This is a genomic window from Dyella sp. (assembly GCF_035277725.1).
Taxonomy (GTDB): domain Bacteria; phylum Pseudomonadota; class Gammaproteobacteria; order Xanthomonadales; family Rhodanobacteraceae; genus Dyella_B.
In genome coordinates this window covers 23342-47740 of the sequence record NZ_DATEJY010000175.1, presented here as the reverse complement: position 1 = coordinate 47740, position 24399 = coordinate 23342, and the positions used below count along the sequence as shown (strand labels likewise).

The following is a 24399-nucleotide window of genomic DNA, read 5'->3' as shown; positions in this document are numbered from 1 at the left end:
TGCGCGGCACCGCCACGGTCGGTGCCATCAGCAGCCCCTCGCCGTGCACGAAGTCGACCGCGGCCACTTCCGCGTCGCGGAAATACGCCTGCACCTTGAGGCCGCGCCTGGCCGCCCATTCGTCGCTCGCCAGCAGCACCGCGGCGGCGCCGTCGGAGAGGCCGGTGGAGTTGCCCGCTGTGAGCGTGCCGTGGCCGGAGATCTTGTCGAATGCCGGCTTGAGCGAGGCGAGCTTCTCCATGGTGGTGTCCGGACGCAGGAAACCGTCGCGCTTGAGGCCGCGGAACGGCACGACCAAATCTTCGAAGAAACCGGCCTCGTAGGCGGCGGCCAGCTTCTTGTGGCTGTCCAGCGCGAGCTGGTCCTGCGCCTCGCGGCCGATGTGCCATTCCTTGGCCATGCGCTCGCAGTGGTCGCCCATCGACATGCCGGTGCGCGGCTCGGCCACGCCGGGAAACGAGGGCTTCAACTCGCTGAAAGAGAAACCGCGCACGGCGGTTTGCAATTTTTCCAACGGTGTCCTGGCGCGATTGACCGCCAGCAGACGCTTGCGCAGGCGTTGGCTATAAACGATCGGCACGTCGCTGGTGGTATCGGAACCGCCGGCGATGCCGGCCCCGATCTGCCCGGCGGCGATCTTGTTGGCGACAAGTATGGTGTTGTCCAGCGAGGTACCGCAGGCGCGGGCGGTGGTGATCCCCGGGGTGGTCGGCGCCAGGCCGGAGCTGAGCAGGGCTTCGCGGGCCAGGTTCCACTCGGAGGAGTGCTTGATCACCGCCCCCATCGCCACTTCACCCAGTTCCACGCCGTGCAGCCCGAAACGTTCGACCAGCGCGCCTAGCACCTTGACTGACATGCCGAAGTTGCCGACGTCCGCATAGGCAGTGTTGTTGCGGCAGAACGGGATGCGCACACCGCCGATGACGCCAACGCGCTGCTGCGTGTTTTCCATAGCCTTGAATGGGTCCCGATGCATCGATTCAGCAAGGCTAACCCGCGCGGCGCCCTGGCGAAACCCCGCGCGGGCGGTCGATCAGCAAATGTTAGAATTGTCAGGGATGCTCTGATCTATTCCACGTGCCCGGCATGACGTCCAGAAGGCTCGCAGGGTGTATTGCGTGGCGCCGGGAAGACTGGCCGTCTTGCCAAGCCACGCGGCACACCCTGCGGGCCTTCTGGACGTCACCCCACCGTTTAAATTCAAGACGTTGGGGCATCGCTTCGCCCCGCCGTCTCGACGATGCGCCAGTCTGCCTTCGCCGTCGGTGCTGTGCGATGCGCGCATACAGTGCGGTGACGGGTACGTGGAATAGATCAGAGCATCCTCAACTGTTTCCCATACGCGTGATGCATGTCGAACCCGTGTCTCGACAGCATCCGGCTCGAGGTATCGATCACGTGGAATCCGCCAGCTCACTCGTCGCCCTGCCCGCCGTCCTGGCTCTGGAACTGTCCCCCGGCGAGCATCCGCCGCGCCTGATCCTGAGCCGTGACGAAGCCGCCGACCTGGCCACCCTGGTGGCGGAAGACCTGCACGCCCTGGTACCCGAGGTCGCCCAGGCGCGACTGGCCCTGGGCGGGGCGGTGTTCGATGCGGTGGAACTGTTGCGCCCCGGCTTTCCGGTGTGGGCGACACTGGACGAGCTGGCTCGCCGCGTCCCGCGCGGCCAGCTCGGCAACGTGGTCGCCTTCGGCCACTACGAAGGCCGCATGCCGGCCCAACCGCTGGAGCCGGCGCTTGCTTACGCGGACGGCCCCATGCGGCTGCTGCCGCTGAGCCTGCTCGCCGCCGACGATATGGCCGATGCGCTGTCCGAGCGGCTGGAAGTGGAACTGGTCGGCCGCGGCGAAGCCGGTGCGCGCACCGCAGACTGGCTGATGCGTACGCTTGGCATCCGCCTGGAGCATGCGCGCTACCTCAGCCGCAACGACCTGCTTGCCCTCACCTGCGTGCAATACGAACACGTCAATCTCGCGCCGTTATGGCAATTGCTGGAAGCGGCCATGCTGACGCCGTACCGGCCCGAAACCACCTTGAGTGCACGCGGCCTCGCGCTTCGCTATGAAGATGGCAAGGTGTGGATGCAATCGCCGGCGCAATGGCTGGCGGCGCAGCACGGCGAGACTGCCGAACGCAGCCATGCGTTCGCCGGCTCCGTGTTCGAATTGCGCCAATACGCGGCCCTGTTGCAGGCCCATGGCATGACGCTGCAGCTGGAAGGCGACGCCGTCACGGAAGGATCGGGCTGGCTCGCCGAGACCCTGGCGCAGCCCGATCCCGCGTACGGTGCGCCAACCCTGTTCGCGCACGAAGCGGCCGGCCTCGGGGTGGTGGCCGTGACTGTGGCGCAACGCGGCTCGGCGGGACGCGCCAGCGTGCTGGCGCATGGCTATCCCCTGCGGTCTGCGGCGCTCGGGTCGTTGCTCTCCGTGCTGGCCGATCGGTTCGGCGCAACGAGCGACCTGCATGCATTGGGAAAGATTCAGCTTGATGAGCGCGGCGTGCTTGCGGCACCTGCCGTTGCCTTGCATTGAAAGCAGGCTGGGATGTGATCCAGCACCTGGACATCACGAAACGCTGGGATTGGCATCCCAGCCTACGGGCTCCCGCGCATCAGCAACGCCGTCCCACAGGTGCAAACAAAGCACGATCCGGCGCATGATGTGCGGACTCACGGCCGCACCGGAACCGCATGTCCAAGGTGACGAATCCCGTCGACGGCAATCCATCCGCCCAGGAATCGGGCCAGGGTTTGCTTGCACACGTCGTGCAGGGTGTGCCTGCGCTGATGACATATATCGATCTGCGCGAACATTTCGTGTTCGCCAACGAGGCGCACCGCCGCTGGTTTGATCTCGATCCGGCCCTGATCGTCGGCAAACCGGTCAGCGACGTGCTGGATCCGGAAAGCTATCTGCGCGTGCGCGCCGCACTGCTGCAGGCGCTGGGCGGACATGATTCCAGCTACGAAGGGCCGCTGTTCAATCGCAGCCAGAATCGCTACGTACACGGCAGTTTTACGCCGGATCGCGACGAACACGGCCGGCTGCGCGGCGTCTTCACCGTGTTCACCGACATCACCGAGCGCCACGCGCTGGAAGAACAATTGCGCGAAAGCGAGCAGCGTTTTTCGCAGGCGTTCCAGCACGCCGCCGTCGGCATGGCGCTGGTGCTTCCCGATGGCCGCTACCAGCGCGTCAATGCAGCGCTGTGCGACATGCTCGGCTACACCGAAGCACAACTGCGCACAATGACCTGGCGCAACGTGACGCATCCGGATGATCTGCCCGTAAGCGACGCCTTGGCGACACAAGTCATCAGCGGCCGGCGCGAAGCGTTCCAGACTGAAAAGCGCTATATCCATCGCGATGGGCACGTCGTGTACGTGCTGCTCAGCATCTCGCAGGTGCGCAACGATGGCGGGCAGCTCAATTACCTGGTCAGCCAGGTGCAGAACATCACCAAGCGCAAGCAATACGAAGAAGCGCTGTTCCGCGAACGCCAGCTGGCCGAAGTCACGCTCAATTCGATCGGCGATGCGGTGATCACCACCGACGTGGCGCTCAACATCACCTCGCTCAACCCGATCGCCGAGGCGATGACCGGCTGGTCCAGCGCCGATGCGAAAGGCAGTCCGCTCGACGACGTTTTTCGCCTGCGCGACATCAACAACCGCCAGCCGCTCGACAATCCGCTGCGCCAGGCAATGCGGCGCAACGTGATCGTCGATTTCAGCGGGCGGGCGATCCTGCTTCATCGCAACGGTTTCGAAACGCCGATCGAAACGTCGTCCGCGCTGATCCACGATCACACCGGCACCGTGACCGGCGGCGTGCTGGTGTGCCATGACATCAGCGAAAACCGCACGCTGGCGCTGAAGATGATCCAGCTGGCCCAGCATGACACGCTGACCGGCCTGCCCAATCGCAGCCTGCTGTATGCGCGCATCGAGCAGGCCACCACCATGGCGACGCAGCGCCATCGTCAATGCGCGCTGCTTTATCTGGATCTGGATCACTTTCGCCGTGTCAACGACACACTTGGCCATGGCGTCGGCGACCAGGTGCTGCAAGCGCTGGCGCAGCAGATCCGCAGCGTGCTGCGTGATAGCGAAGACATGGCGTTCCGCTACAACGGCGACGAATTCGTGGTGTTGCTGCCGCGCGTGGACGATGCGGACGAAGCCGCCAGCTTCGCGCGCAAGCTGCTCGATGCTTGCGCGCAGACGCAGGTCCCGCACGTACCGCCGCTCGAACTGCGCGCCAGCATCGGCATCAGCCTGTTCCCGCGCGACGGTATCGAACCCGATTCGCTGGTACGCACCGCCGATGCGGCCATGTACGAAGTGAAAACCCAGGGCCGCGACGGTTACTGTTTCTACGCACCGGAAATGAGCCAGCGTTCGGCTGCCAGCCAACGCATCGAAAACGTGCTGCGCCACGCACTGATGCACAACGAGCTGAAGCTGCAATACCAGCCCAAGGTCGACGCAAAACTTGGCCATATCGTGGGCGCCGAGGCACTGCTGCGCCTGTACGTGGATGGCCAGGAGATGTTCACGCCGGATCAGTTCATTCCGGTGGCGGAAGACACCGGCCTGATCGTTTCGATCGGCACCTGGGCACTGCGCGAAGCCTGTCAGCAGGCGCGCACCTGGCAGCGCGAAGGACATCCCATCGCGATCTCGGTAAACGTGTCGCCGCTGCAGTTCCAATACGCCGGTTTCTACGAACGGCTCGACAGCATTCTCAACGAGACTGGCCTCGATCCAAGCCTGCTGGAACTGGAACTGACCGAGCGCACCATGATGAGCGGCGGCGACGGCATCATCCGCTTGCTGCGACGCATCCGCCAGCGCGGCGTGCGGCTATCGCTGGACGATTTCGGCACCGGCTACAACAGCCTTTCCTACCTCAAGCATTTCCCGGTCGACGCCTTGAAGATCGAGCGCGCGTTCGTGCGCGACATTGCGCAGGATGTGGAAACGGCCGCGATCACCCGCGCCATCATCGGCATGGCGCGCAGCCTCAACAAGGATGTGATCGCCGAAGGCGTGGAGACCGAAGTGCAAAGCGCATTCCTGCGCGATGCGGGTTGTTCGCACATGCAGGGCTTCTTGTTCGGTGCGCCGATGCCACCGGAAAAGTTCGAGGAACGGCTGGCGGCGAACAGCGTGTAGGTTGGGGTGCGAACCCCAACCTACGTGCGGAAGACTCTGCGCAGCTCCTGCTGCGCGCGCTCCACCAGCACCTCGGGCAAGCGATCCGAACGCACCGGCGCAGGCGGCGTGGCGCGATCGATCACGTGGTTGTCGGCCAGCATCTGGATCATCGCCAAGTGGTCGGCGGCGAGCAGCGCATTGCCCAATTCGGTGACGGGTGCCTTGCCGCGTACCTCCAGCCGTTCGCGCAAGGCCACGATCACGTTCGGCGGCAGCTCCCAGTGCTTGGCCGCGCGCAAGGTGAGATGGTTGGCAAGATGCACGAAATTAAGCAGGAAAGCGCGGCTGAAAACCCCGAGCGTGGGCGGCGCTTCCTGATCGAGCACGCGGATCATCGCGCCGACGCCGGCGTTGCAGACGATGCCGGCGAGATACGCCTCAAACGGATCGCCCTGCCCGCGCGCCAAGTACGTGCTGACGTGCGCGCAGCGTTCCGCGTGATCCCACAACCGCTGGCCCGCCGAATGGGCGAGCATGCCGGCGCTGGCCTGCAGGATCGGCTTCATCACGTGTTGCGTCACCATCTGGCGCAAGCCATCGTGGCCGAGCAGCACGACTGCATGTTGCAAACTGCTGATCGGCCGCGCCGTGCGATAGTGCGCGCTGCGGCTGACCCGCATCACTTCACCGACCAGCACCGGATCGCGCCCGATCAACTTGGCGACCTTGGTGCCGTCGGAGTTGTCGCTTTTAAGCAGGCGCAGCAACTGCGGCAGCACCTCCGGCAAACGCGGCAACGTCGTGATGTCGAAACGATCGCCGCCGCATAGTTCGTCCAGCCGGCGCAGCATCACCTGTTCCTGCGGACGCATCTCCGCCGCTTCGGAACCGGGCATGCCCAGCACCAGGCGGTAAAACCAATCCTGGATGTCCGCGCTGCTCAGCGACGGGACCGGCTCCTGCGGCGTGCTTTCTTCCGGCCACGGCAAGACCACGCTGAGACGCGGCCGCTCTTGTGCCGGCTCGTCCCCCGTAAACAGTCGTTTCCAGAATCCGCTCATATCCCGCCCAGGTTTGTCCCCTTGCAACGGATATCGGCAGGGATGGGCGGGGCTTGATGGGCTTGCCCTCCCCGCTATCGCGGAAGGAAGGAAATCGTCGCCGCTTCGTTCGGAGGCTGGGATGAAATCCCAGCATCAAGAGACCGCCAAGCATGCTGGGATTGTCCTCCCAGCCTACGTCGCTCCTCTCCCTTCAACGCTTGCCCTTAAGGCCGTCATTCCGCGGGAATGACGGCCATATATAAGCGTTACGGGTTAAGCATTACTTGCTACGCGGCTTGAGGATATCGCCAAGCACATCCTTGCCACCCGCCCGCACCAGATGCGGGTAGCGCAAGCCGTCGTGGTAATCCACCTTCACCGTGCTGTACACGTCCACGTTCTTCACCAGCAGTTCGATCGGTGCCGAGGATGTCTTGGCGGCGGTGATCGCATCCTTCATAGCGTCGGTGGAGAAGTCGCGCCCATTGACCGCGACGATGGTCAGGTTGGGTACCAGGCCGGCTTTGAATGCCGGACCGTTCCATTGCACGTCGCTGATACGGCCTTTCTGGTTGACCGTCAGGCCGATCGAGTAGGCCAGGTTCATGCCGTGGCGGATGCCTTCATAGGCTTTCTCCTCGGCATTGGGCGTGTCGTTGTAGACCAGCTTCCAACCGCCGCGCTCGATGCCGTGCTCGGGCAATTCGGTGCCGGTGTAGTCGAGGCGGTCGCGCAGGAATTTCGCCCAATCGAACGGCTGCACCTGGTTGAGCGTGTTGACCACGTCATCGAAGGTATAGGTCTTGGTGACGTAGCTGCCGTTATCCATGCCATAGAACGCGTGTGCGAAATCATCCAGCGAATGCTTGCCGTTGCTGAGTTCGCGGATCTTGGTATCGACGTCCAGCCACAGCAGCTGGCCTTCCGGATAGAAGTCGGTATCGCGGATCCAGTTGATCCAGCTTTCCGAGCCGTAATAGGTGAGCGGCGCGGCATCGGCGGTGTCTTGCAGCGAACGCCAGGCGCGGCCGGTGCGATAGCTCATGGCGCCGGCGATATTGGCGATGGAGTCGCGATACTGCTCCGGCGTCCACAGGCCGGCGCGCGCGGTAAGGATGCCGCACCAGTAATCGGTGAGGCCTTCGTACACCCACAGCAGGTCATCCTGCATTGGCACGTTGAAGTTGGGCGTCCACAGATCCGCCGGGCGGCGGAATTTGCCGTTCCACGAATGCACCATTTCGTGCGGCATCAGGCTCGCCGCCACCAGATGCATGTCGTCGTCGGTGAAGAAGTCTTCCGGCAGACGATCATCGCTGGACTGGTGATGCTCCAGGCCGAAGTGGCCGGTGTGATCCGACAGCGTCAGCAGGAAATCGTAGTGACTGTAGTGATGCGCGCCGAACAGGTAGTTGGTTTGCGCCACCACGTTGCGCTGCTGTTCGAGTTGCTTGTCGGTGAGCTTCACCGCTTTGGCCGAATCGCCGACCACGTTTAAGTACACCGGCGCTCCGCCTTTGGGTGTGAGATCGACGCGATTGAAATGCGAACCGGCGATCAGCGGCGAATCGACGAAATTATTGAAGCTCAGCGGCTTGAAATGAATGGTGTTGCCCGATTGGTTGTCCACTTCCAGCGCACTGCCGAATTTCCACCCTTGCGGCAATTGCACGCTCGGCTGGATCTGGATCTGGCGCGTGTAGTAGCCCGCCGGATAGAACGCCACCTGGTTGAACTCCATGTCCACCACGTCGGGCGAGGTGGAAACGCTGGCGCCGAAGTTGCTGCCCTCGCCTTCGCCCGGCGAGAGGAATTCGAATTCCAGGTCGAGCTGATTCGCATCCTGCGGCACGTCGACGTGGATCGCATACATATCGCGCAGGTCGCGGCGCCACGACAACTGCTTGCCGTTCGCGCGAATGATCAGGCCCGATACGTTCGACACCGGACCGGACGGTGCGTGCTCGCCCGGGATCCACTTCGGATAGAACAGCGTGACCGCACCCGGCTTCACCGGAATGGTTTCGTGCGAGCGGAAGATGCGCTTGGCGGCATCGGTGAGATCGACGTTGACCGTCAGCATCCCCGCATAAGGCTGATCGACCGGCGCCGGTACGTTGCCGGAAAATCCATCCTGCGCGGCGGCGGTGGCGGATAAGGAACAGGCTGCCATCACGGCGGCGGCAATCACGCTGAAACGCAGGGCTTGGGACTTCACTCGATAACTCCGGCAGGCGCCGCCGCGCGGATGGCCCGCAAGGACAGCAGAGGGTAATGACCGCACAACAGGCGGATTGCCGGCGATGTTAGAGCGAAGACCCTACGCGACTTCCCCTGCCAGAGGTCATGTTGTTGGGCTTTTAAGATGCACGGCGAAGTGCAGTTATGGCTATCGCAGTGCATCACGCAAAAGCCTGCGACTGCCTATTCCTGCATGGCTCCCGCGCGTGCTGTCGTAGGCTGGGATGACAATCCCAGCTTTTTTGCTTCCGATGCTGGGATTTCATCCCAGCCTACGATGGCATTTCAGTTTATTTATCCACGCGGCTATGCCGCATGCCGTAGCCGAAATAGATCACGCAACCCAGCGCCATCCAGATGATGAAGCGCTCGAAGGTGATCCACGGCAAACCGCCGATGCGCTGCCAGCCATTGGCATCCGACCACGGCACGCCGAAGATCAGCAGCAGCGAGAACAGCACGCCCAGCGGCGATACCAGCGCCAAGGCCGGCGCGCGGAAGCTGCGCGGCACGTGTGGCTTGCGGACGCGCAACACCAGTACCGCCGTGCAAATGATGATGAACGCGCTGAGCGTGCCGATGTTCACCAGCTCCGCCACTTCGCCAATCGGCAGCAGGCCTGCGACCAGGGCGGTAAACACGCCGAGGATCACCGTCGGCCGCGCCGGCGTACCGAAGCGCGGGTGGATATGCGCGAACCACGCCGGCAGCAGGCCATCGCGTGCCAGCGCAAACCAGATGCGTGCCGCGCCGAGCATGAAAGCAAACAGCACGCTGGTTACGCCGATCACCGCCGCCACGGCAATCGTCACGCTCAACCAATGCAGGCCGATGGATTCGAACGCCTGCGACACCGACGCATCGCCACCCAGGTTGCTGTAGTGCGTGATGCCGGTGAGCACCAGCGACACCGCGATGTACAACACCATTGCCACCGCCAGCGACAGCAGCACGGCGCGCGGCAGATCGCGTTGCGGGAATTTCGCTTCTTCCGCCGCTGTCGTCAGCGTGTCGTAGCCGAACACGGCAAAGAACACCACGCTGGCGCCGGTCAGCACACCGGCCCAGCCAAAGTGCCCAATGCCCTGCGCATCAAGGATGCGAGCGGGAATGAACGGCTGCCAGTTCGTCTTATGCACGTAGAACGCGCCAACCAGCACCACCAGCAGCACGCCAATCACCTTGATCGTCACCACCAACGTATTGAAGCGCGCGCCCCATTCCGTACGAATGGTGAGCAGCGCCGCCACCAACAGCGACACGGCGGCAGCGATCACGTTGAAGCGATGTCCATCGCTAGGCCCGGCGATCGCCTGCCCGCCATGCACGCCGAACCATTGCTGCAGGTAGTACTCCATCGTCTGCGCGCTCATGCTCTGCTGCGCCCATTCCGGCAGATGGATGCCTGCCGAGCCGAGCAACACCTGCACATAGCCGGACCAGCCGATCGCCACCACCGCCACAACCAATGCATATTCCAGCAGCAGATCCCAGCCGATGATCCAGGCGACGAATTCACCCAGCACCGCGTAGCCATAGGTATAGGCGCTGCCGGTTACCGGAATCAGCCCGGCAAATTCGGCGTAGCACAGCGCGGCACACGCACTGCCCATGCCGGCGATGATGAAACTCAAGGCGACGGCCGGTCCCGCATTCGCAGCAGCCTGCTGTCCGGCCAGCACGAAGATGCCCACGCCGATGATGCCGCCGATGCCGATGGCCGTGAGCTGCCACAACCCCAATACACGGCGGAAATCGCCACGCCGGCCCGCTTCCGCCTGCAACTGTTCGACGGACTTATGGCGCAGCATCCTGCTCAGGACACTCATCGGCGGCTCTCCAAAAACGAAAGCGCCGATCATAGCGAAAGCAAACAGCCGGGACGGCTGCCGGAAGGGATATCCGACACGCCTTTTGATGCTGCAGCGCAACGGGACCGTAGGTTGGGTTAGCGCAGCGTAACCCAACGTTTCTGAGCCCGAAGAATGGTTGGGTTACGCTGCGCTAACCCAACCTGCGCAAGCCCTGGCGACGGCTTTACCGTCGATCGAGCGAGAACTTGCCCGGCCCGGTCAGGCATAGCAGCAGCAAGCCGCCGGCAATGCCCATGTTCTTGTAGAAATGGATCATCGTATCCAGGCGCAAGCCACCAGTCAGCGCCCAGAACCGGTGACCGATCAAGGCGGTGATCAAGGTGTACAAGCAGAGCGCGAAGGCCAACGGCCGCGTGTAGAAGCCGAGCAGGATGGCCACGCCCACCACCAGCTCCATGAACAGCGCAATCAACGACGCCAGCGTGGCAAACGGCAATCCCACCTGTTCCATGTAATCGGCCGTGCCGGAAAAATTAAGGAACTTGTCCCAGCCGAAGATCACGAACAAGGCCATCAGCAAGATGCGGGCAATCAGCAGCAGAACGTCCCTGTAACGTTCGAACAGCGATGTGTAACGCATGATCATTCTCCCGTGGAGAACAACACACGCCCGGCCGGGCAACGCCAAGCCAGGCGGACCCTCTGGTGCACACTATGGAACAAACCGATGCGGGTTCCAACTCATTTCATCACTCAGCGACGCAGGTTGGGGTGAGCGCACGCGAACCCAACCTACACGTTAGCCGCTGCGGATGAACGTCGCTCGTAACCCACCAGCAGCCATAGCGCGACGGCGCTCATACCAAACACCATAACCAGCGCCATGACGATGCGCGCATCCAACTGCGCGATGCCGAACCAGCACCCGCTGATCGCCACCAGCACTGCCGTTCCCGCCGTGCGCAACAGCTCCAGCCATATGCCGATGCGGCACCCTTCCAGCAAGAAGCCAAGCGCCCACAAGCTGTACACCAGGTACGCCGCATAGGCTGCCGCGGGTATCCATGCCATCTTCGGCGCGACATCCAGAAAGTTCACGCCAATCAGCAGCAACACGCCCAATTGCACCAAGCAATAGAGCTTCAACGCCCGCGATATCGGCGGGTTGTAGCGCGCATGCCGGATATCGAAATCCGGCTTGGGAAAACGCGCTGCCACCTCTGCAGGCCGCCAGCCCGGCGGCTTGATCCACACGCGCAACTTGTCCAGCCAACCGTGTGCATGCCAGCTGTCCCTGAGCATCGCGCCATACACTTCCACGTTCGCCCACAGCGGGTTCCAGCTTTGCAGCGGTGAGCGCGTGCCGTACACCGGCGGGTCGTCGTCGTTCTCTTCGACGAAGCTGCCAAACACACGATCCCAGATAATCAGGATGCCGCCGTAATTTCGATCGAGATAGCGATCGTTCACCGCGTGATGCGCGCGATGGTTGGAGGGCGAACAGAACACGCGATCGAACCAGCCGAGCCGGCCGATCACCTCGGTATGCACCCAGAACTGGTAAAGCAGGTCGATCAGCGCGATGACGGCAAAGACTTCGACGGGATAGCCAAGCAGCGCCATCGGCAGGTAAGCCACCCACCCCAGCAGAAAACCACTGCCGGTCTGGCGCAGCGCAGTGGTGAGGTTGTAGCTCTCGCTCTGGTGATGTACCACGTGCGCCGCCCATAGCACGTTCACCTCATGGCCGAGGCGATGCAGCCAGTAATAAAGCAGGTCATAGAGCAGCAAGCCGCTGATCCACACCCAGATGCTGTCTGCCGGCAACGTCCACGCGGCCAGATGCGCCGCACACCAGCCATAGATGCCGATGTTGAACAGTTTGGTAAAGACACCGACGATTTGCGAGATTGTCCCCAGCCCAAGGCTGTTGATCGCATCGTTGATGTAGTAGACGTCGCGCTTTTGCCATTTCGCGACCAGCAACTCGATGCCGATCAGCACGAAGAAACCCGGTATGGCCCAGGCCATGATGCGTTCGGGCGTGATCATCTCGGCCGCGTGCCTCCCCAAGGCGTGAAGCGCTTGGGCCGCAGTATATCGATGGCACCGGCTTGTGGCGCGCGGCTTTCATGTTGCTGCGCAGCGCCGTGACTGCTCCCTCCTTAAGAAGGGAGCAGTCTTTGTCTTCAAGCCAATCAGAACTTCGCGTTGATATTGAAGAAGTACTGACGCGGCGCACCCGCCTGCAAGGTCTGGTTATAGCCGTTCGGATCCGACGCCACATAGCCATTGGTACCGGTGGTGGCGAAGTAGTGCTTGTTGGCCAGGTTGGTGATGTTGAAGCCCAGGCTCAGGTCTTTCAGGATCGAGACCGCACCGATGTCGTAATTCACGCCGGCGTTGAACAACCAGTACGCCGGCACCGACGAATCGTTGATGTAGGTGATGTAGCGGCGGCCGGTGTACTTGCCATCGATGTTGAAGGTGAAGCCGTCGAGGGTATAGCTCAGCGCACTGGTGAACATCCACACCGGCGTGCCGACTACGTATTTGCCGGAGGTCGCGACCACGCCGTTATCCAGGTAATTGTTCTGGTACTTGGAGTTGTCGTACGACAGCGTGTTCAACCAGCGCATGTGTTCGATCGGCTTCCAGATCAACGCCAGGTCGATACCCTTGCTCTTCACCGAACCCACGTTGTTGATGATGGCCGAGCACGTCTGTACCGCGCTGCACGGCGTCACCGCCAGCAGGCGATTGGTGAAGTGCGTGAAATACGCATCGGCCGAGGCTTCAAAAGCGGCACCCTGTACGCGGTAGCCGAACTCGAAGGTCTGCGATTCTTCCGGCTTCAGGTTGGACTTGGCGTTGTCGAACGACGTCTGCGACTGCGAGAACGGCAGGAAACCATACGCCGCCATGTTCTTGGTGTAGGACGCATACACGTCCTGATGCGCATCGAGCTTATAGTCGACACCGGCCTGCGGCAGGAAGTTGTCCTTGGCGGAAACCTGGCCCGCGGATAGCGCACTGGTCGGCACCAGCGACTTGGCCGTGGTGGTCACGTCCAGCGCCTTGGTGCCGAAGTTCACCGTCAGGCGATCATCCATGAAGTGCAGCGTGTCTTCGATGTAACCCATGCGCGTGGTGGTCTGGTAGTTCTGCAGGAAGCCACGCAGGAACGGCTGTTCGGAATCGTAGAAATCGCTGAGGAAGGTGTACTGGCCGTTCAAGTAGAAGTAATTGCGTTCCTGGTTGGTGTTGGCGTCTTCCACCCAGGCACCGATTTCGATGTCGTTGTTGGCGATGTTGAAATTCAGCGACGCCGTACCACCGGTACGATCCAGACCGTAGTCGGTCGTGCGCATGGCAATCGGCACGGTGGCCGACGATGCCACATACGGCGTTGCCCACTGACCTTCACCACGATCGCCGTGATAGTAGGTGCCGAGATTCAACGTGGCGTTGCTGCCCAGCGCGAACTGGCCGCTCAAGCCCACCAGGTTGTCGCGACGGATGCCGCCACCGGCGTAATAGTTCACGTCGCCCTTGTCGTAATTGGCCGGCAGGCCGTTCAACGAAGCGGGATAGGCACCCTTGCCCTGGATCGCCAACGCCGTCTGCACTGCAGACGTCCAATCCGGCTGCCAATAGTCGTAGTTCCAGCCGAGCACGCGTTCGCTAGTCAGCGACAGATCCTGATAGTCGTATTCCTTGCGCTTGGAGCTGTCGACAAACAGGCTGACGCGATTGCCGTCGCCCCACTGATACAGGCTCTTCAGGTTGACCTGGTTATCGACCTGGTCGCCGTAACCCTTCCACTTGCCGGTATCGGCGCGATTGAACGACACATACATGGAGTAGCCGTGAAAATCGCCGCTATCCAGGCGCACGAAGGTGCGGTACGTGCTGTCGGAAGCAAACGCCTGGCTGACTCGCGCGCCCGCCACCGCATCCGGATCGGCCGAATAGAACTGCACCGTGCCGCCCAGGTTGGTGCTCGACGGCGTACCCAGCGCACCGGCGCCTTGCGCGATTTCCACCGAGCTCAGGTTGTCGCTGGTGATGGCGCGTGTGACTTGCAAGCCATTGGTCACGCCGTAGCTCATGTTGCCCAGCGGGATGTTGTCCAGCGTAAAACCGAGACGGCTCTGGTCGAAGCCGTGCAAGGTGATCTGCGTCGACCACTCGTATGCGCCCCACGGATCGGACGACTGAAAGTTCACGCCCGGCAGTTCATCCAGCGCCTTGAACGCGCTGCTGCCCGGCGGCAGCGCCTTGATGTCCACGTTGGACACGCTCTGCACCTGGATGGTCTCGCCTGGCGCCACCACCGAGATGGCTTCCAGCGATTTGGCCTTGTTCTTGTCCGTGGCCGACGCATCGGCAGGCGCCGCGACGGCAGATGTAGTACCGGTGTTGTCAGCCGCAAAAACCGCCGCGCCATGCAACGCCGCCACGACGGCAAGCGCCAACCCGGACATGCGAATCGAGATATGACGAACAGACATTCGGAAATATCCTTTGCGCAGCTAGCCCTGCAGCAGGCTGCCGCATCATGTGTTTATGGATTCGAGACAGAAGAGAACGCCGCCCCTGGACGGCGCGGCGTCAAGTGTTCATCACATAGATGAAAGGGGCTTTACAGAAATATGGAAGGACGTGGCATTCCATATGTAAGTGATGTGTCACGCATGTTGCATGACCGACCTTTCCTGTCCCTACAGGACCAGCCAAGCACATGAAGACAGACGGCAAACGTAAGCACGATGGCTTCCGAGCCAGCGCAGCAAAGCCTGTCCCTTATCCAGCGGCGAAAAAAAACGCACCCGGCAGAACCAGGTGCGTCGTACGCAAGCTTCGCGAGCGAAGAGGCTGCCGTGTGCAAAAACAGCGCTGAGGAGGCGAAGCCCCCTCAACGCCATTGCTCTAGACAATCAATTCGACTCGGTGAACTGGATATATGGCGAGGCGCCACCCGTGGCGCTGCACGAACCCAGGTTCAGATTATTGGTTTCGCCGGTCGAGCCTGCGTTGGCCAGGCAACTTGGGGCATTCGTGCTGCCATCATTGACCTGTACGTTCACCGTCACCGATGAGCCGGTGTTGAAAGTCGCCGCGGAACCGCCGCCATTGCCGACGATATTGAACTCCGACTGTTTCCACACGTAGGCGATGTCGAGCGTGCTGTCGGCTTCGCTCACGGCATAGGCATTGGCGCCGTTGGTGAACGTGACGGTGTCGTTGCCGTTTTCCGCAACCGCACCAGCCAGCTTCATGTTCGCCAACTGCGTCGCCGGCACGGTAACGCTGTTCACCGCACTGCTGTTTTTGTAACAGCCGTTGTAGGAGCTGGTGCGATATTGACTCCACCCGCTCGGACACTTGGCATGTGCCGGAATGAACATCCAGTTCTGCATGAACACCTGCGCCCCCTTGCCGACATAGTTGGACGAATAGATGAACTGCTCCCACACCTGGCAGCTGGCATAGCCGTAGTGCGCGCACGCCGGCGAGGCATTGGCCAGGTTCGTCGCCCCCGACAGCATGTACGCGCGACACCACAACGCGGCGATCAAATACGAAAATCGTGTTCACCGCGACAAGCGGCGCACCATGGCGGAGCCGTTACGGGGCCAGGGTCATTCATGCCTGACATGCAGTGATATGTAAGCATCGCGCAAGCCGAGCGTGCTTTCGCTTAAGCAGCAGCGTCCCTGTTTCACGCCGGCAAGTGCGTCATCGATCCACTTCTTGGAACTTGAAGAGGAGGAAGCTCATGTCCCTCGCATCAAGACCGGCCAGCACACTCATCACACTGTTCACCATGTGCATGGCTCTGTGTTTCATCCCGCCGAGTAAAGCCGATACGTTCAATCCCGCACCATGGACAGCCCTGTTGCTACCGGCACCACTCGGCTATACGCCTGACAACACCAGCGTCTGCATCAACGGCGATATTTCATGTGTCGACCATGTCGACAGCAACCTGCAGGCGCAGCTTGCATCGTTGCTGACGGACTGCGATCACAAGCTGGTATTTACGTTCTTCCTGGACCGCATGGTGCAAGCCTATCGCACTGCGGCGCTTACGCCCGGCTATTTCGAAAATACTGTTTACACCAATCAGGGGGATGCATTGCTATACAGTTATTACACAACGCAATACCAGGCCTGGAACAACCACAATGTGTCGCAGGTATCGCCGGCGTGGCAGATCGCATTCGCTGCCAATGACGATAAAACCGTCAGTGCGCTGGGTGACGCATTGCTTTCCATCAATGCGCACCTCAATCACGATGGACCGTACGTGCTCGATCAAATTGGGCTGGTATATCCGAATGGCGATTCCGCCAAAGGCGACTATGACAAACACAATGTATGGTTGTACGCCGCCGAGCTGCCCACGCTGGACGAAGGCGCCCGCCGCTTCGATCCCGGCATGAACCAGCCAGCCTTGATCCTGCAGCCACCGTTCAATCTATTGGACTTCCAACTGATTGCTGCCTGGCGTGAGCAGGCATGGCGATTTGCCGAGCAGCTGAAGCTGGCCGAGGAAACCAACGATCCGCTTGCCTATCAGGCGACGGAAGCGGCCATCGATGCCTATACGGTGACGCAGGCAGACATCATCCTGGCGGCGACGGCTATCATGCCGCAGCAAGCGGTCAACCGCGATGCCTACTGTATGGCGCATCGCTACGATCCTTAGGCGTAATGGCGAGGAGCTTGATGCTTTTTGCTCGTCATTCCGGCGTAGGCCGGAATCCAGTTCAAATACGCAGTGCGAAGCACTCAACATAAAAAGTGCCGTGTCCTTCGGACGCTTATTCAAACTGGATTCCGGCCTTCGCCGGAATGACGGGCGTCAGATCTGAGGCGACTGAAAGATCCTATTTAAGGGCTGCCCTTACCGGCACCCGAACCCACCAGCGACACACGCGCAAACGCATACAGCGGCCCATCCGTCGGCGCAGTAAACACCAAACACAAGGTGTGCTCGCCATGTTGCGCTGGCAACGCCGCATCCAGCGAAAACTGCCGCGCACTGGCCGCCGGATCGGGCAGCGGCGCCGTCGCGATCACTGGCCCATCGCAACGATCCAGATGCGCGACGAATTCACCGTACGGCGTGCTGTGCGGCCGCGACACCACCAGCTTGATGTCATGGGCGAGTGCGTAATTGCGTTCCAGCCGTGCCGCTTCGACGTGGATCGATGCGATGCCGTCCAGTGGCGCAGCCGGATATTGCTGGCACGTATCAAAAACGTTGATGGCATAGACCGGCGCCATGCTGGTGGCGTCCGGCATGGGCTGCACATGCAAACGGAAATCGCTTCCCGCGCAATTGGTAAGTTCGGTGCCCGCTCGCGATAGCAGATGGTCGCGATCGATCACGCGCGTGCGCGCAGCAGCCAGGGTCTCGCCATCGTCCGCATACACCGCCGCCTTGACCGTGGCCGGCCATGCCACGGTGAATGGTTTGCTATACAGCGCAGCGTGGCTGCTCGGGGGGCTGCCATCGGTCGTGTAGCGAATGGCGCCATAGCCAGCCTGGTCGGACAGCGTCACCTGTGCTCTGCCGTTTTTCAGCGCGGCGTTGACGTCGAATTGGACGACCGGTGCGAACGCGCTATCGGCCACTTCCACATGCTGCACGGCGTAACGCTGAAACTGTGCCGGCAGCCGCGCAAGAAAGCCCTTCCAATCACGGGAGGAGGCCGGCGACCACGCTACTTCGCTCAAGGCATCCAGGCGCGGGAAGGCGGCATGCTCGACATGGCGCATGCTCGGCATGTGCTCGGTCCATATGTTCGCTTGTACGCCCAGCACATGCGCGGCCTGCGCGGCATTCAACACGGCAGGAATGGCCTGAAAGCGATAGACGTCTTGCAGGCTGCGCACGGGATCGCGGCCAGCCGCTTCATCGGGGAGGTTGCTTTGCAGGCTGTCCAGATAAAGATCCGGCGCGGGCGACATCACCACGTCATGACCCAGCTTGGCCGCCTTGATCGCACCATCCGTACCGCGCCAGGACATCACGGTGGCATCGGCCGGCACGCCGCCGTCGAGAATTTCATCCCAGCCGATCAACCGTCGTCCATGCGCCGACAAGTAACTGCCGATGCGGCCGATGAACCACCCTTGCAACGCGTCTTCGTCTTTCAGATGCAACGCATGGATTTTTTCCTGGATCGCGGGCGAGGCTTTCCATTGATCCTTGATCGCCTCGTCGCCACCGACGTGGATGTAGTGCGAAGGGAACAGTGCCAGCACTTCGTCGAGCACGTTGTCGATGAACTGGAACGTCGCATCGTTCACATTGTAGAGGTAGGGATTCACACCCCAGTCAACCGACACCGACGGACGTTTGCCAGTGACGCCGATGTCCGGATACGACGCCACCGCCGCTTGCGCGTGCCCCGGCATGTCGATTTCCGGAATGATGGTGATGTGGCGCAGCGCTGCATAGGCCACCACATCGCGGATCTGGTCCTGCGTGTAGAAGCCGCCGTAACGCTGCGGTTCGCCGTCGTGCCCGGCATCCGGCGGCGTGCGCCATGCACCGATGCGCGTGAGTTCCGGATAGCGTTTGATCTCGATGCGCCACCCCTGGTCGTCAGTGAGATGCCAATGCAGCACATTGAGCTTGTGCTGGGCCATCTGGTCGAGCAACGCCTTGACGTCATCCACCGATTGGAAATGGCGCGCGGAATCGAGCATCACACCGCGCCAGGCGAAACGCGGCCAGTCGCTGACATGCAGGGCGGGAACTTGCACATCGCCCTGCTGCGCATCCGGCGTGAGGAGTTGATAGAGGCTGACGGCACCATAGAACAGGCCAGCGTCATCATGCGCTTGGATACGGATACCCTGCGGGGTGACATCCAGCGTATAGCCCTCGGCATGTGACGCGTTGGAACTGCGCTGGAACACGATGGCGTGATCGGCCGAACCCTCCTTTACCTGCAGATGGATACCGCGAACGCGTGCAACCAGATCAGCGAGGTACTGGGCGGACGCATCGGCCGCCTGATCATTCGCGGGTACGACGATAGCGGTACTGCCGTCGACCTTGAAGGTACCGTTAGCCTGCTGCAGCTGTGCCGGCAGTGGGATCAGCGTCACAGGGGCAGCATGGGCGAAGCCACACAAGGTCAAGCAAAGCAGTAGAGCGGCGAATCGCATGGCGTTTTCCTATCAATCTATCTGTCGTCGCAAGAGTTGCATTACGTCGTGCATGCCGACTCCTACCGGACGTTATTCCCGCTTTCGCGGGAATGACGTCCGGAGAGTTTGAGCATATCGGACCAGGGTGCCGAATCCATGCACGCCCCTGCTCAATCATGCGGCAAGCTCACCGCATACAAATACCACGCATCGTGCGGCAGCCATTGCTCTGTCCAGCGCCAATCGTCATCGCGGCCGGTCTGGGCATAGCCGAGGTTGAAGGCGATGCCGTCCTCGTCATCCAAGCCCGCCGTGATGCCGTTGATGATCGCGCCCGGCGCGCTGGTGTATTCGTAGGAACGGAAGAACATGTACTGCGCATTGCGCTGGCCGCTACCCATCAGCATGCTGGTGTTGTACGGGTTGCGGCCGAGTATCCAGTGCAGCTGATGCCAGGCGTAGTTTTCCAGCTTCGCCTGGAACGCCAGGTCATCCGGGAACAACGGTTCCGCCATGCGCGCTGCGGCGGCCAACGACGCGATGCGCGCATTTTCGCCTTGCCACCACGGTGCAGCTTCCGAATCGTGCGGGAAGAAGAACGCGGTGCGCAACGTGCCATTACCCATGCGCAAGAACTGGCGGGCATAGCCGAACGGGTTGTTGACCTCATCGGTCACATGCAATTCGTAGCCGAGCGAGCGACGCACCGCGTCACGCACGGCCGATTGCTGCGCGGGCGTGGCAATCAGGTCGTATTCCAGCAAGGCCACCACCGGCAGGCCGGCATCGGTCGGATGGAAAAACGGACGCGTGCCCGCGTCGGCACGCCAGTAGTCGGCTTGACCATCATGCGTGACCAGGCGCGCCATCAAGCTCTGTGCGCGACGGTCAGCGGCATGGCGCCAGGTTTCATCGCGGGTCGCGCGGTAAAGCTCAGTTGCCGCCAGCAGTGCGCAGTAGTCGTCGACGATGTTCTCGACGCCGTCGTTGAGCAATGCCTTGTTGTGCGCGTCGAGGAAACGATACGCGTCTTGTGCTGCGCGCAGATAATCCAGATGAGTGAAATCACCGTCGGCAGGCACCGTGCTGGCCAGCGCCAGCGCCGCAATCGCCAGGCCACCGCCGGCACGGAAGCTGGACTCGTAAGCATGAGGACCATGCGGCGGTTGCTCGATTTGCGCACCGATATCGCCGGCACTGCGCTTGATCTGCGTACGCCAGTTGGGATCGCCAATACGGCGGTCCCGTGGAAGCTTGTCTTTGCCCGGCGCGTCGATCGATTCGTAGAAGGAACCATCCGGCCGCTTGTCGCGCACCAGAAAATCGGCACCGAACAAACCCTCGTCCAGCAAGCGACGCAGATATTGGCTGAAATTCGGATCATGCCGCGCCTCAAGCTGCTGATAGCTGCGCAATAAACTCCAGGCCACCAGCGGCAATTGCTGGGTATTGAAATACGACGTCAGATTCTGGTGCGACAGATGGATGCCATAGTCGCCGGTGGCGTCGTACCAGCCACCATGAATATCCAGCGTGCCGGGTTTGCCATCCGGCCGCGGCAGCTGGCGATCCGCCTTGTCCATCAGGCCACTGGCACGCTGACCCTTGAAGTAATAGATGACGTTGGAGAGCGTATTGCGTTCCAGCACGTTGTCCTGGATCAGGAATTCATAGGAGTGGATGCAGGCATCGTGGTCCTTCAGTTGAAGCACATAACGGCCCGGCGTTTTCAACGAAGAAAAATCGGCGCGCCAATAATGCTGCTTGCCCCAGTTGTGAATGGCTCCCGTGTCCTGCAGCGAGCCACCGTATACCGGCTTGCCGGTGCCGGTGTCGATGACTTGGAAATCATGGAGCGACTGCCCGGCGTCCGCCGAAATGATTGCCTGTTTTTCGGCTGCCCGATCATAGCCGACCTGATCGACCAGAATCGTCGGCGTAGCCGCCCCTACCTTCAGCACGCATGATGCAAGACAAGTCAGGAACAACCGCGCAACGGACTTCATCAGGCAACTCCTTGGGTCAAGCACCGCCCTAAAAAAATGGACCTGGCAAACCATCACCAGGTCCTTGGCGGGGAAGAAGAAGACTAGATCAGAGCTTGAAATGCGCTTCGAGCATGAACTGGCGACCCGTCACATACTCCTCGGACAACTGCGTCTTGCTGCCCAGGTACGCGTAGTACTTGGAGTTGAGCAGGTTCAGCAGGTTCAGCGTGACCGAAAAGTTCTTGTTGAACTGATAGCCCGCGGAAGCATCCAGCTCCTTGAAACCGTCGACATAGGTAGCCGGAGCACCTGCAACGTAGCCACCAGCCAGATAGGCGTCGCGATAGTTGTACGACACGCTTGCGCTATACGGCCCCTTCTCGAAATACGGCCCGATGTTGTAGGAGTTCTTCGAGTTGTACGGCAGCCAACCACCACTCGCAGTGCTTGCATCGGAATAGGTGTAGTTGGCGCGCATGCCAAAGCCGCTATCGCCGAACGCCTGTTGATAGCTCAACGTGGCGCCCTTGACCTTGGCGCGGCCGCCATTGACGGGTGCCGTTACGCTGTATTGGCAAACACCGGCGCTCGTGCAGAGACCGGCGGCAACTTGCGCATTGCCGTTTGCTTGCATATAGCCCGGAATGGTCCAGGAACCATTGATCCGGCTCTGGTATGTGGCGGCATTGACGATGTAGTTGAGGACATCCTTGTAGAACACTGAGGCTGCGAACATCGATTCATCGTTGAAGTACCACTCGATCGATGCGTCGAAGTTGGCCGAGCGATAAGGCTTCAGATTCGGATTGCCGGCGGTCGCGGTCAACACCGTGTCGTTGGCTTCGAAGTACGGAGCCATCTGGTTGTACGGAGCGTACGCCACGGTTTCCGACGCTGCACCACGCAGAATGAGGCTCGGCGTGATGTTCCAGGCGACGTTCAGGGCCGGCAGTATATTGGTGAAGGACGTCTTGGACGTCACCCAGCCGAAACCTGGGCCGAAGTTGCAGTTGAACGTATCCGCGGCGGCGCAATAGCCAGGAACGTTGTAGCCGGATGCGGTGAACTTCGTATCGACGAAGCGCAGGCCGACGTTGCCATGCACGGTGTCGGTGCCAAAGTTCGCCTGTGCATAGGCGGCCTCGTTCTCCTGCTGTACCGCCCAGGTGTTGTCGAAGTAGACGTTGGCGTCCTTGGAGACGCCGAAACCTGGTGTGCTGAGCACCGCGTTCTTGATCGCATTGAAGCCGCTCGTCTGCACGTGTCTGACGAAACTGTCGGAGAGTCCGAGATCCGACATGCCAGACAAATTGGTCAGGCCGCCATAGCCGATCTGATTCAAGGTCAACTGCTGCGGACCGGTATAGGCATTTTCCACCTGGCTTTCCCAGTGGCTGGCATAACGCACGCCGACCAGTACCTCGTTGACGAAGCCGTCGAAATCCTTGCTGAAATCGAGCTGGCCGTAAGTATCGCGAGCCTTGTACAGGATGGTTTCTTCGTTACCGCCCCAGCCATTGTCTGCCCAGTAGTTGGGGTTGTTGGCGGTGCTTGGATCGGTGTATTGAACACCGTTGTTGATGTTCCAGTTGAAGCTGCCGCCGTAATAGATTTCCTTGATGAAGGACGTCATCGGGTTACGCGAGCTGCTCACACCCGCATTTGCGCTCAGGCGCCAGCCATCACCGAAGTACGTGCCCTTCCAGTCCGCCCCTTTGGTGGTGACCGCCGATCCGCGTGCATAGTTATCGGAGAACGTGGATGCATTACTGGTGCAACTGGTGGTGTTGAAGCAGGGCGTACCCACCGAGCTGCCACCCGTGATGATGCCGTTCGGGCCTTCGGTCAGCGACGTAATGCCGGCCGGCCTGTTGGTGGCCCACGGATACGTCGATTGGTTGACGTTGTCGAGGTCGTCACGCATGTACATCAGGCTCAGCGTGCTCTCGAAATTCTGGTTCGGACGGTACTGAATATTGGTCAGGATGCTGCTGCGCTTTTCCGTCTGCTGGAAATTGGCCGCGCTCAACTCGTTCGGAATCAGGTCGCCCGGCTTGATGCTGCCGGCGTTGATTTCGTTCTGGATGGCGTTGTTACCTGCAGCGACGGCTGCCGCGTTGACCGACGCCACCGTGCTGTAGCCATAGTTTTCCATGCCCTCGCGCGAGGTGTATTCCTCATAGTGCTGGGCGGATACGTCGATACCGAACGTTTTGTCGCTGTTGTGCCAGGAGTAGAACACCGATCCATTGGGACGCTGGCTGCCGACCATGTCGTTGTAGTTGACGCCGAACGAACCGTTTAGCGTGTTGGAGGCCACGTCAAGCGGCTTCACGGTGTGCATGAGCACCGTGCCACCGAGGCTGCCTTCGACGATGCGCGCTTCAGGGCTCTTGATGATCTCCAACTGGCCGAGAATTTCCGGCGGCAGCAGCGAGTAGTTGAAGCCGCGGTTGGGGTTGTCGCCAAACAACCAGATCGCCTGCGCCACCGGATGGCCGTCCAGCAGACTGACGTTGAGGCTGGGGTCCAGACCATCGATGCTGACGCGCTGGGTGCCCGGAATGCTGCGATCGAGCGTGACGCCCGGAACCTGGGCCAGCGCTTCGGCAACGTTGGTGGCGGGGAATTTGCCGATGTCCTCGGCCGTGATCGCATCCACAATGGCGTCGGCATTGCGCTTGGTGTCCATCGACGCCTGAAGGCTGGCGCGGATGCCGGTAACCGTGATGGTGGCCAATTCCTTGGCGTTGGTTTTGCTGGTGGCGCTGTTCGTCGTGTCCTGGCTCTTGGTCAGCGCGCCGACGCCATTGTTGGCGGTGGTCGTCTGGCTCGCATCCTGCGCATTCAACGTACCGGACAGGCAACATAGGCCCGCGATAATGCTCGCGGTAAGCAGAGTCTTGCGATGTGACATGGCTTCCTCCCCTCAGAGGCTTTTTTCAGCACGGAAACGTTCGCGGCATATCCGTACTGC

14 protein-coding genes are annotated in these 24399 nt (G+C 61.2%); 3 read left to right on the top strand and 11 right to left on the bottom strand.

What is annotated here, in order from left to right:
• A partial coding sequence (locus VJR68_RS15435) for an acetyl-CoA C-acyltransferase (RefSeq protein ID WP_324149114.1) occupies window positions 1-952 on the bottom strand: 952 nt, incomplete at its 3' end.
• Between the two features lie 446 nt (window positions 953-1398).
• Here VJR68_RS15435 and VJR68_RS15430 point away from each other — a divergent pair.
• Together VJR68_RS15430 and VJR68_RS15425 are read left to right on the top strand one after the other, a co-directional pair.
• The gene (locus VJR68_RS15430; RefSeq protein ID WP_324149112.1) at window positions 1399-2535 is read left to right on the top strand and encodes a hypothetical protein; all 1137 of its coding nucleotides are present in this window, start codon (window positions 1399-1401) and stop codon (window positions 2533-2535) included.
• Window positions 2536-2693: 158 nt separating this feature from the next.
• Window positions 2694-5180, top strand: coding sequence for a sensor domain-containing protein (locus VJR68_RS15425; protein WP_324149110.1), 2487 nt, complete (start codon window positions 2694-2696; stop codon window positions 5178-5180).
• A gap of 20 nt (window positions 5181-5200) precedes the next feature.
• Here the strand turns inward: VJR68_RS15425 and VJR68_RS15420 are convergent, their stop codons facing one another.
• The 7 genes from VJR68_RS15420 to VJR68_RS15390 all read right to left on the bottom strand — a co-directional run bounded on the left by VJR68_RS15420 (window position 5201) and on the right by VJR68_RS15390 (window position 15812).
• Complete coding sequence (locus VJR68_RS15420) at window positions 5201-6223, bottom strand: HDOD domain-containing protein (RefSeq protein WP_324149108.1); 1023 nt, start codon at window positions 6221-6223, stop codon at window positions 5201-5203.
• Between the two features lie 262 nt (window positions 6224-6485).
• Window positions 6486-8378, bottom strand: coding sequence for a M61 family metallopeptidase (locus VJR68_RS15415; protein WP_414647798.1), 1893 nt, complete (start codon window positions 8376-8378; stop codon window positions 6486-6488).
• A gap of 358 nt (window positions 8379-8736) precedes the next feature.
• Window positions 8737-10275, bottom strand: coding sequence for an amino acid permease (locus VJR68_RS15410; RefSeq protein WP_324149104.1), 1539 nt, complete (start codon window positions 10273-10275; stop codon window positions 8737-8739).
• 208 nt (window positions 10276-10483) lie between these two features.
• Entirely contained in the window at window positions 10484-10900 is a 417-nt protein-coding gene (locus tag VJR68_RS15405; protein ID WP_324149102.1) for a DoxX family protein, read from the bottom strand.
• A gap of 152 nt (window positions 10901-11052) precedes the next feature.
• Complete coding sequence (locus tag VJR68_RS15400; protein ID WP_324149100.1) at window positions 11053-12312, bottom strand: sterol desaturase family protein; 1260 nt, start codon at window positions 12310-12312, stop codon at window positions 11053-11055.
• Window positions 12313-12458: 146 nt separating this feature from the next.
• Window positions 12459-14774 (bottom strand): TonB-dependent receptor, encoded by a 2316-nt coding sequence (locus VJR68_RS15395; protein ID WP_324149099.1) that lies wholly within the window; start codon window positions 14772-14774, stop codon window positions 12459-12461.
• 426 nt (window positions 14775-15200) lie between these two features.
• Window positions 15201-15812, bottom strand: a complete 612-nt coding sequence (locus tag VJR68_RS15390) for a hypothetical protein (RefSeq protein WP_324149097.1) — start codon at window positions 15810-15812, stop codon at window positions 15201-15203.
• 230 nt (window positions 15813-16042) lie between these two features.
• Between VJR68_RS15390 and VJR68_RS15385 the strand changes: the two genes are divergently transcribed.
• Entirely contained in the window at window positions 16043-16975 is a 933-nt protein-coding gene (locus VJR68_RS15385; protein ID WP_324149095.1) for a DUF5995 family protein, read from the top strand.
• A gap of 185 nt (window positions 16976-17160) precedes the next feature.
• On the opposite strand, the gene VJR68_RS15380 is transcribed toward VJR68_RS15385, so the two are convergent.
• The 3 genes from VJR68_RS15380 to VJR68_RS15370 form a co-directional block, all read right to left on the bottom strand.
• Window positions 17161-19452, bottom strand: a complete 2292-nt coding sequence (locus VJR68_RS15380) for a beta-N-acetylhexosaminidase (protein WP_324149093.1) — start codon at window positions 19450-19452, stop codon at window positions 17161-17163.
• A 152-nt stretch (window positions 19453-19604) separates the two neighbouring features.
• Entirely contained in the window at window positions 19605-21440 is a 1836-nt protein-coding gene (locus VJR68_RS15375; protein WP_324149090.1) for a glycoside hydrolase family 9 protein, read from the bottom strand.
• A gap of 88 nt (window positions 21441-21528) precedes the next feature.
• Window positions 21529-24339 carry a TonB-dependent receptor gene (locus tag VJR68_RS15370; RefSeq protein WP_324149088.1) on the bottom strand — a complete coding sequence of 937 codons (2811 nt, stop codon included), beginning with the start codon at window positions 24337-24339 and terminating at the stop codon, window positions 21529-21531.
• Between the last annotated feature and the right edge of the window lie 60 nt (window positions 24340-24399).

What these genes read in the sequence shown, in the direction of transcription:
- VJR68_RS15425 (WP_324149110.1), top strand. Translation starts at nt 2,694, where the DNA reads ATGTCCAAGGTGACGAATCCCGTCGACGGCAATCCATCCGCCCAGGAA.
- VJR68_RS15420 (WP_324149108.1), bottom strand. Translation starts at nt 6,223, where the DNA reads ATGAGCGGATTCTGGAAACGACTGTTTACGGGGGACGAGCCGGCACAA.
- VJR68_RS15415 (WP_414647798.1), bottom strand. Translation starts at nt 8,378, where the DNA reads ATGGCAGCCTGTTCCTTATCCGCCACCGCCGCCGCGCAGGATGGATTT.
- VJR68_RS15410 (WP_324149104.1), bottom strand. Translation starts at nt 10,275, where the DNA reads ATGAGTGTCCTGAGCAGGATGCTGCGCCATAAGTCCGTCGAACAGTTG.
- VJR68_RS15405 (WP_324149102.1), bottom strand. Translation starts at nt 10,900, where the DNA reads ATGCGTTACACATCGCTGTTCGAACGTTACAGGGACGTTCTGCTGCTG.
- VJR68_RS15400 (WP_324149100.1), bottom strand. Translation starts at nt 12,312, where the DNA reads ATGATCACGCCCGAACGCATCATGGCCTGGGCCATACCGGGTTTCTTC.
- VJR68_RS15395 (WP_324149099.1), bottom strand. Translation starts at nt 14,774, where the DNA reads ATGTCTGTTCGTCATATCTCGATTCGCATGTCCGGGTTGGCGCTTGCC.
- VJR68_RS15390 (WP_324149097.1), bottom strand. Translation starts at nt 15,812, where the DNA reads ATGCTGTCGGGGGCGACGAACCTGGCCAATGCCTCGCCGGCGTGCGCG.
- VJR68_RS15385 (WP_324149095.1), top strand. Translation starts at nt 16,043, where the DNA reads ATGTCCCTCGCATCAAGACCGGCCAGCACACTCATCACACTGTTCACC.
- VJR68_RS15380 (WP_324149093.1), bottom strand. Translation starts at nt 19,452, where the DNA reads ATGCGATTCGCCGCTCTACTGCTTTGCTTGACCTTGTGTGGCTTCGCC.
- VJR68_RS15375 (WP_324149090.1), bottom strand. Translation starts at nt 21,440, where the DNA reads ATGAAGTCCGTTGCGCGGTTGTTCCTGACTTGTCTTGCATCATGCGTG.
- VJR68_RS15370 (WP_324149088.1), bottom strand. Translation starts at nt 24,339, where the DNA reads ATGTCACATCGCAAGACTCTGCTTACCGCGAGCATTATCGCGGGCCTA.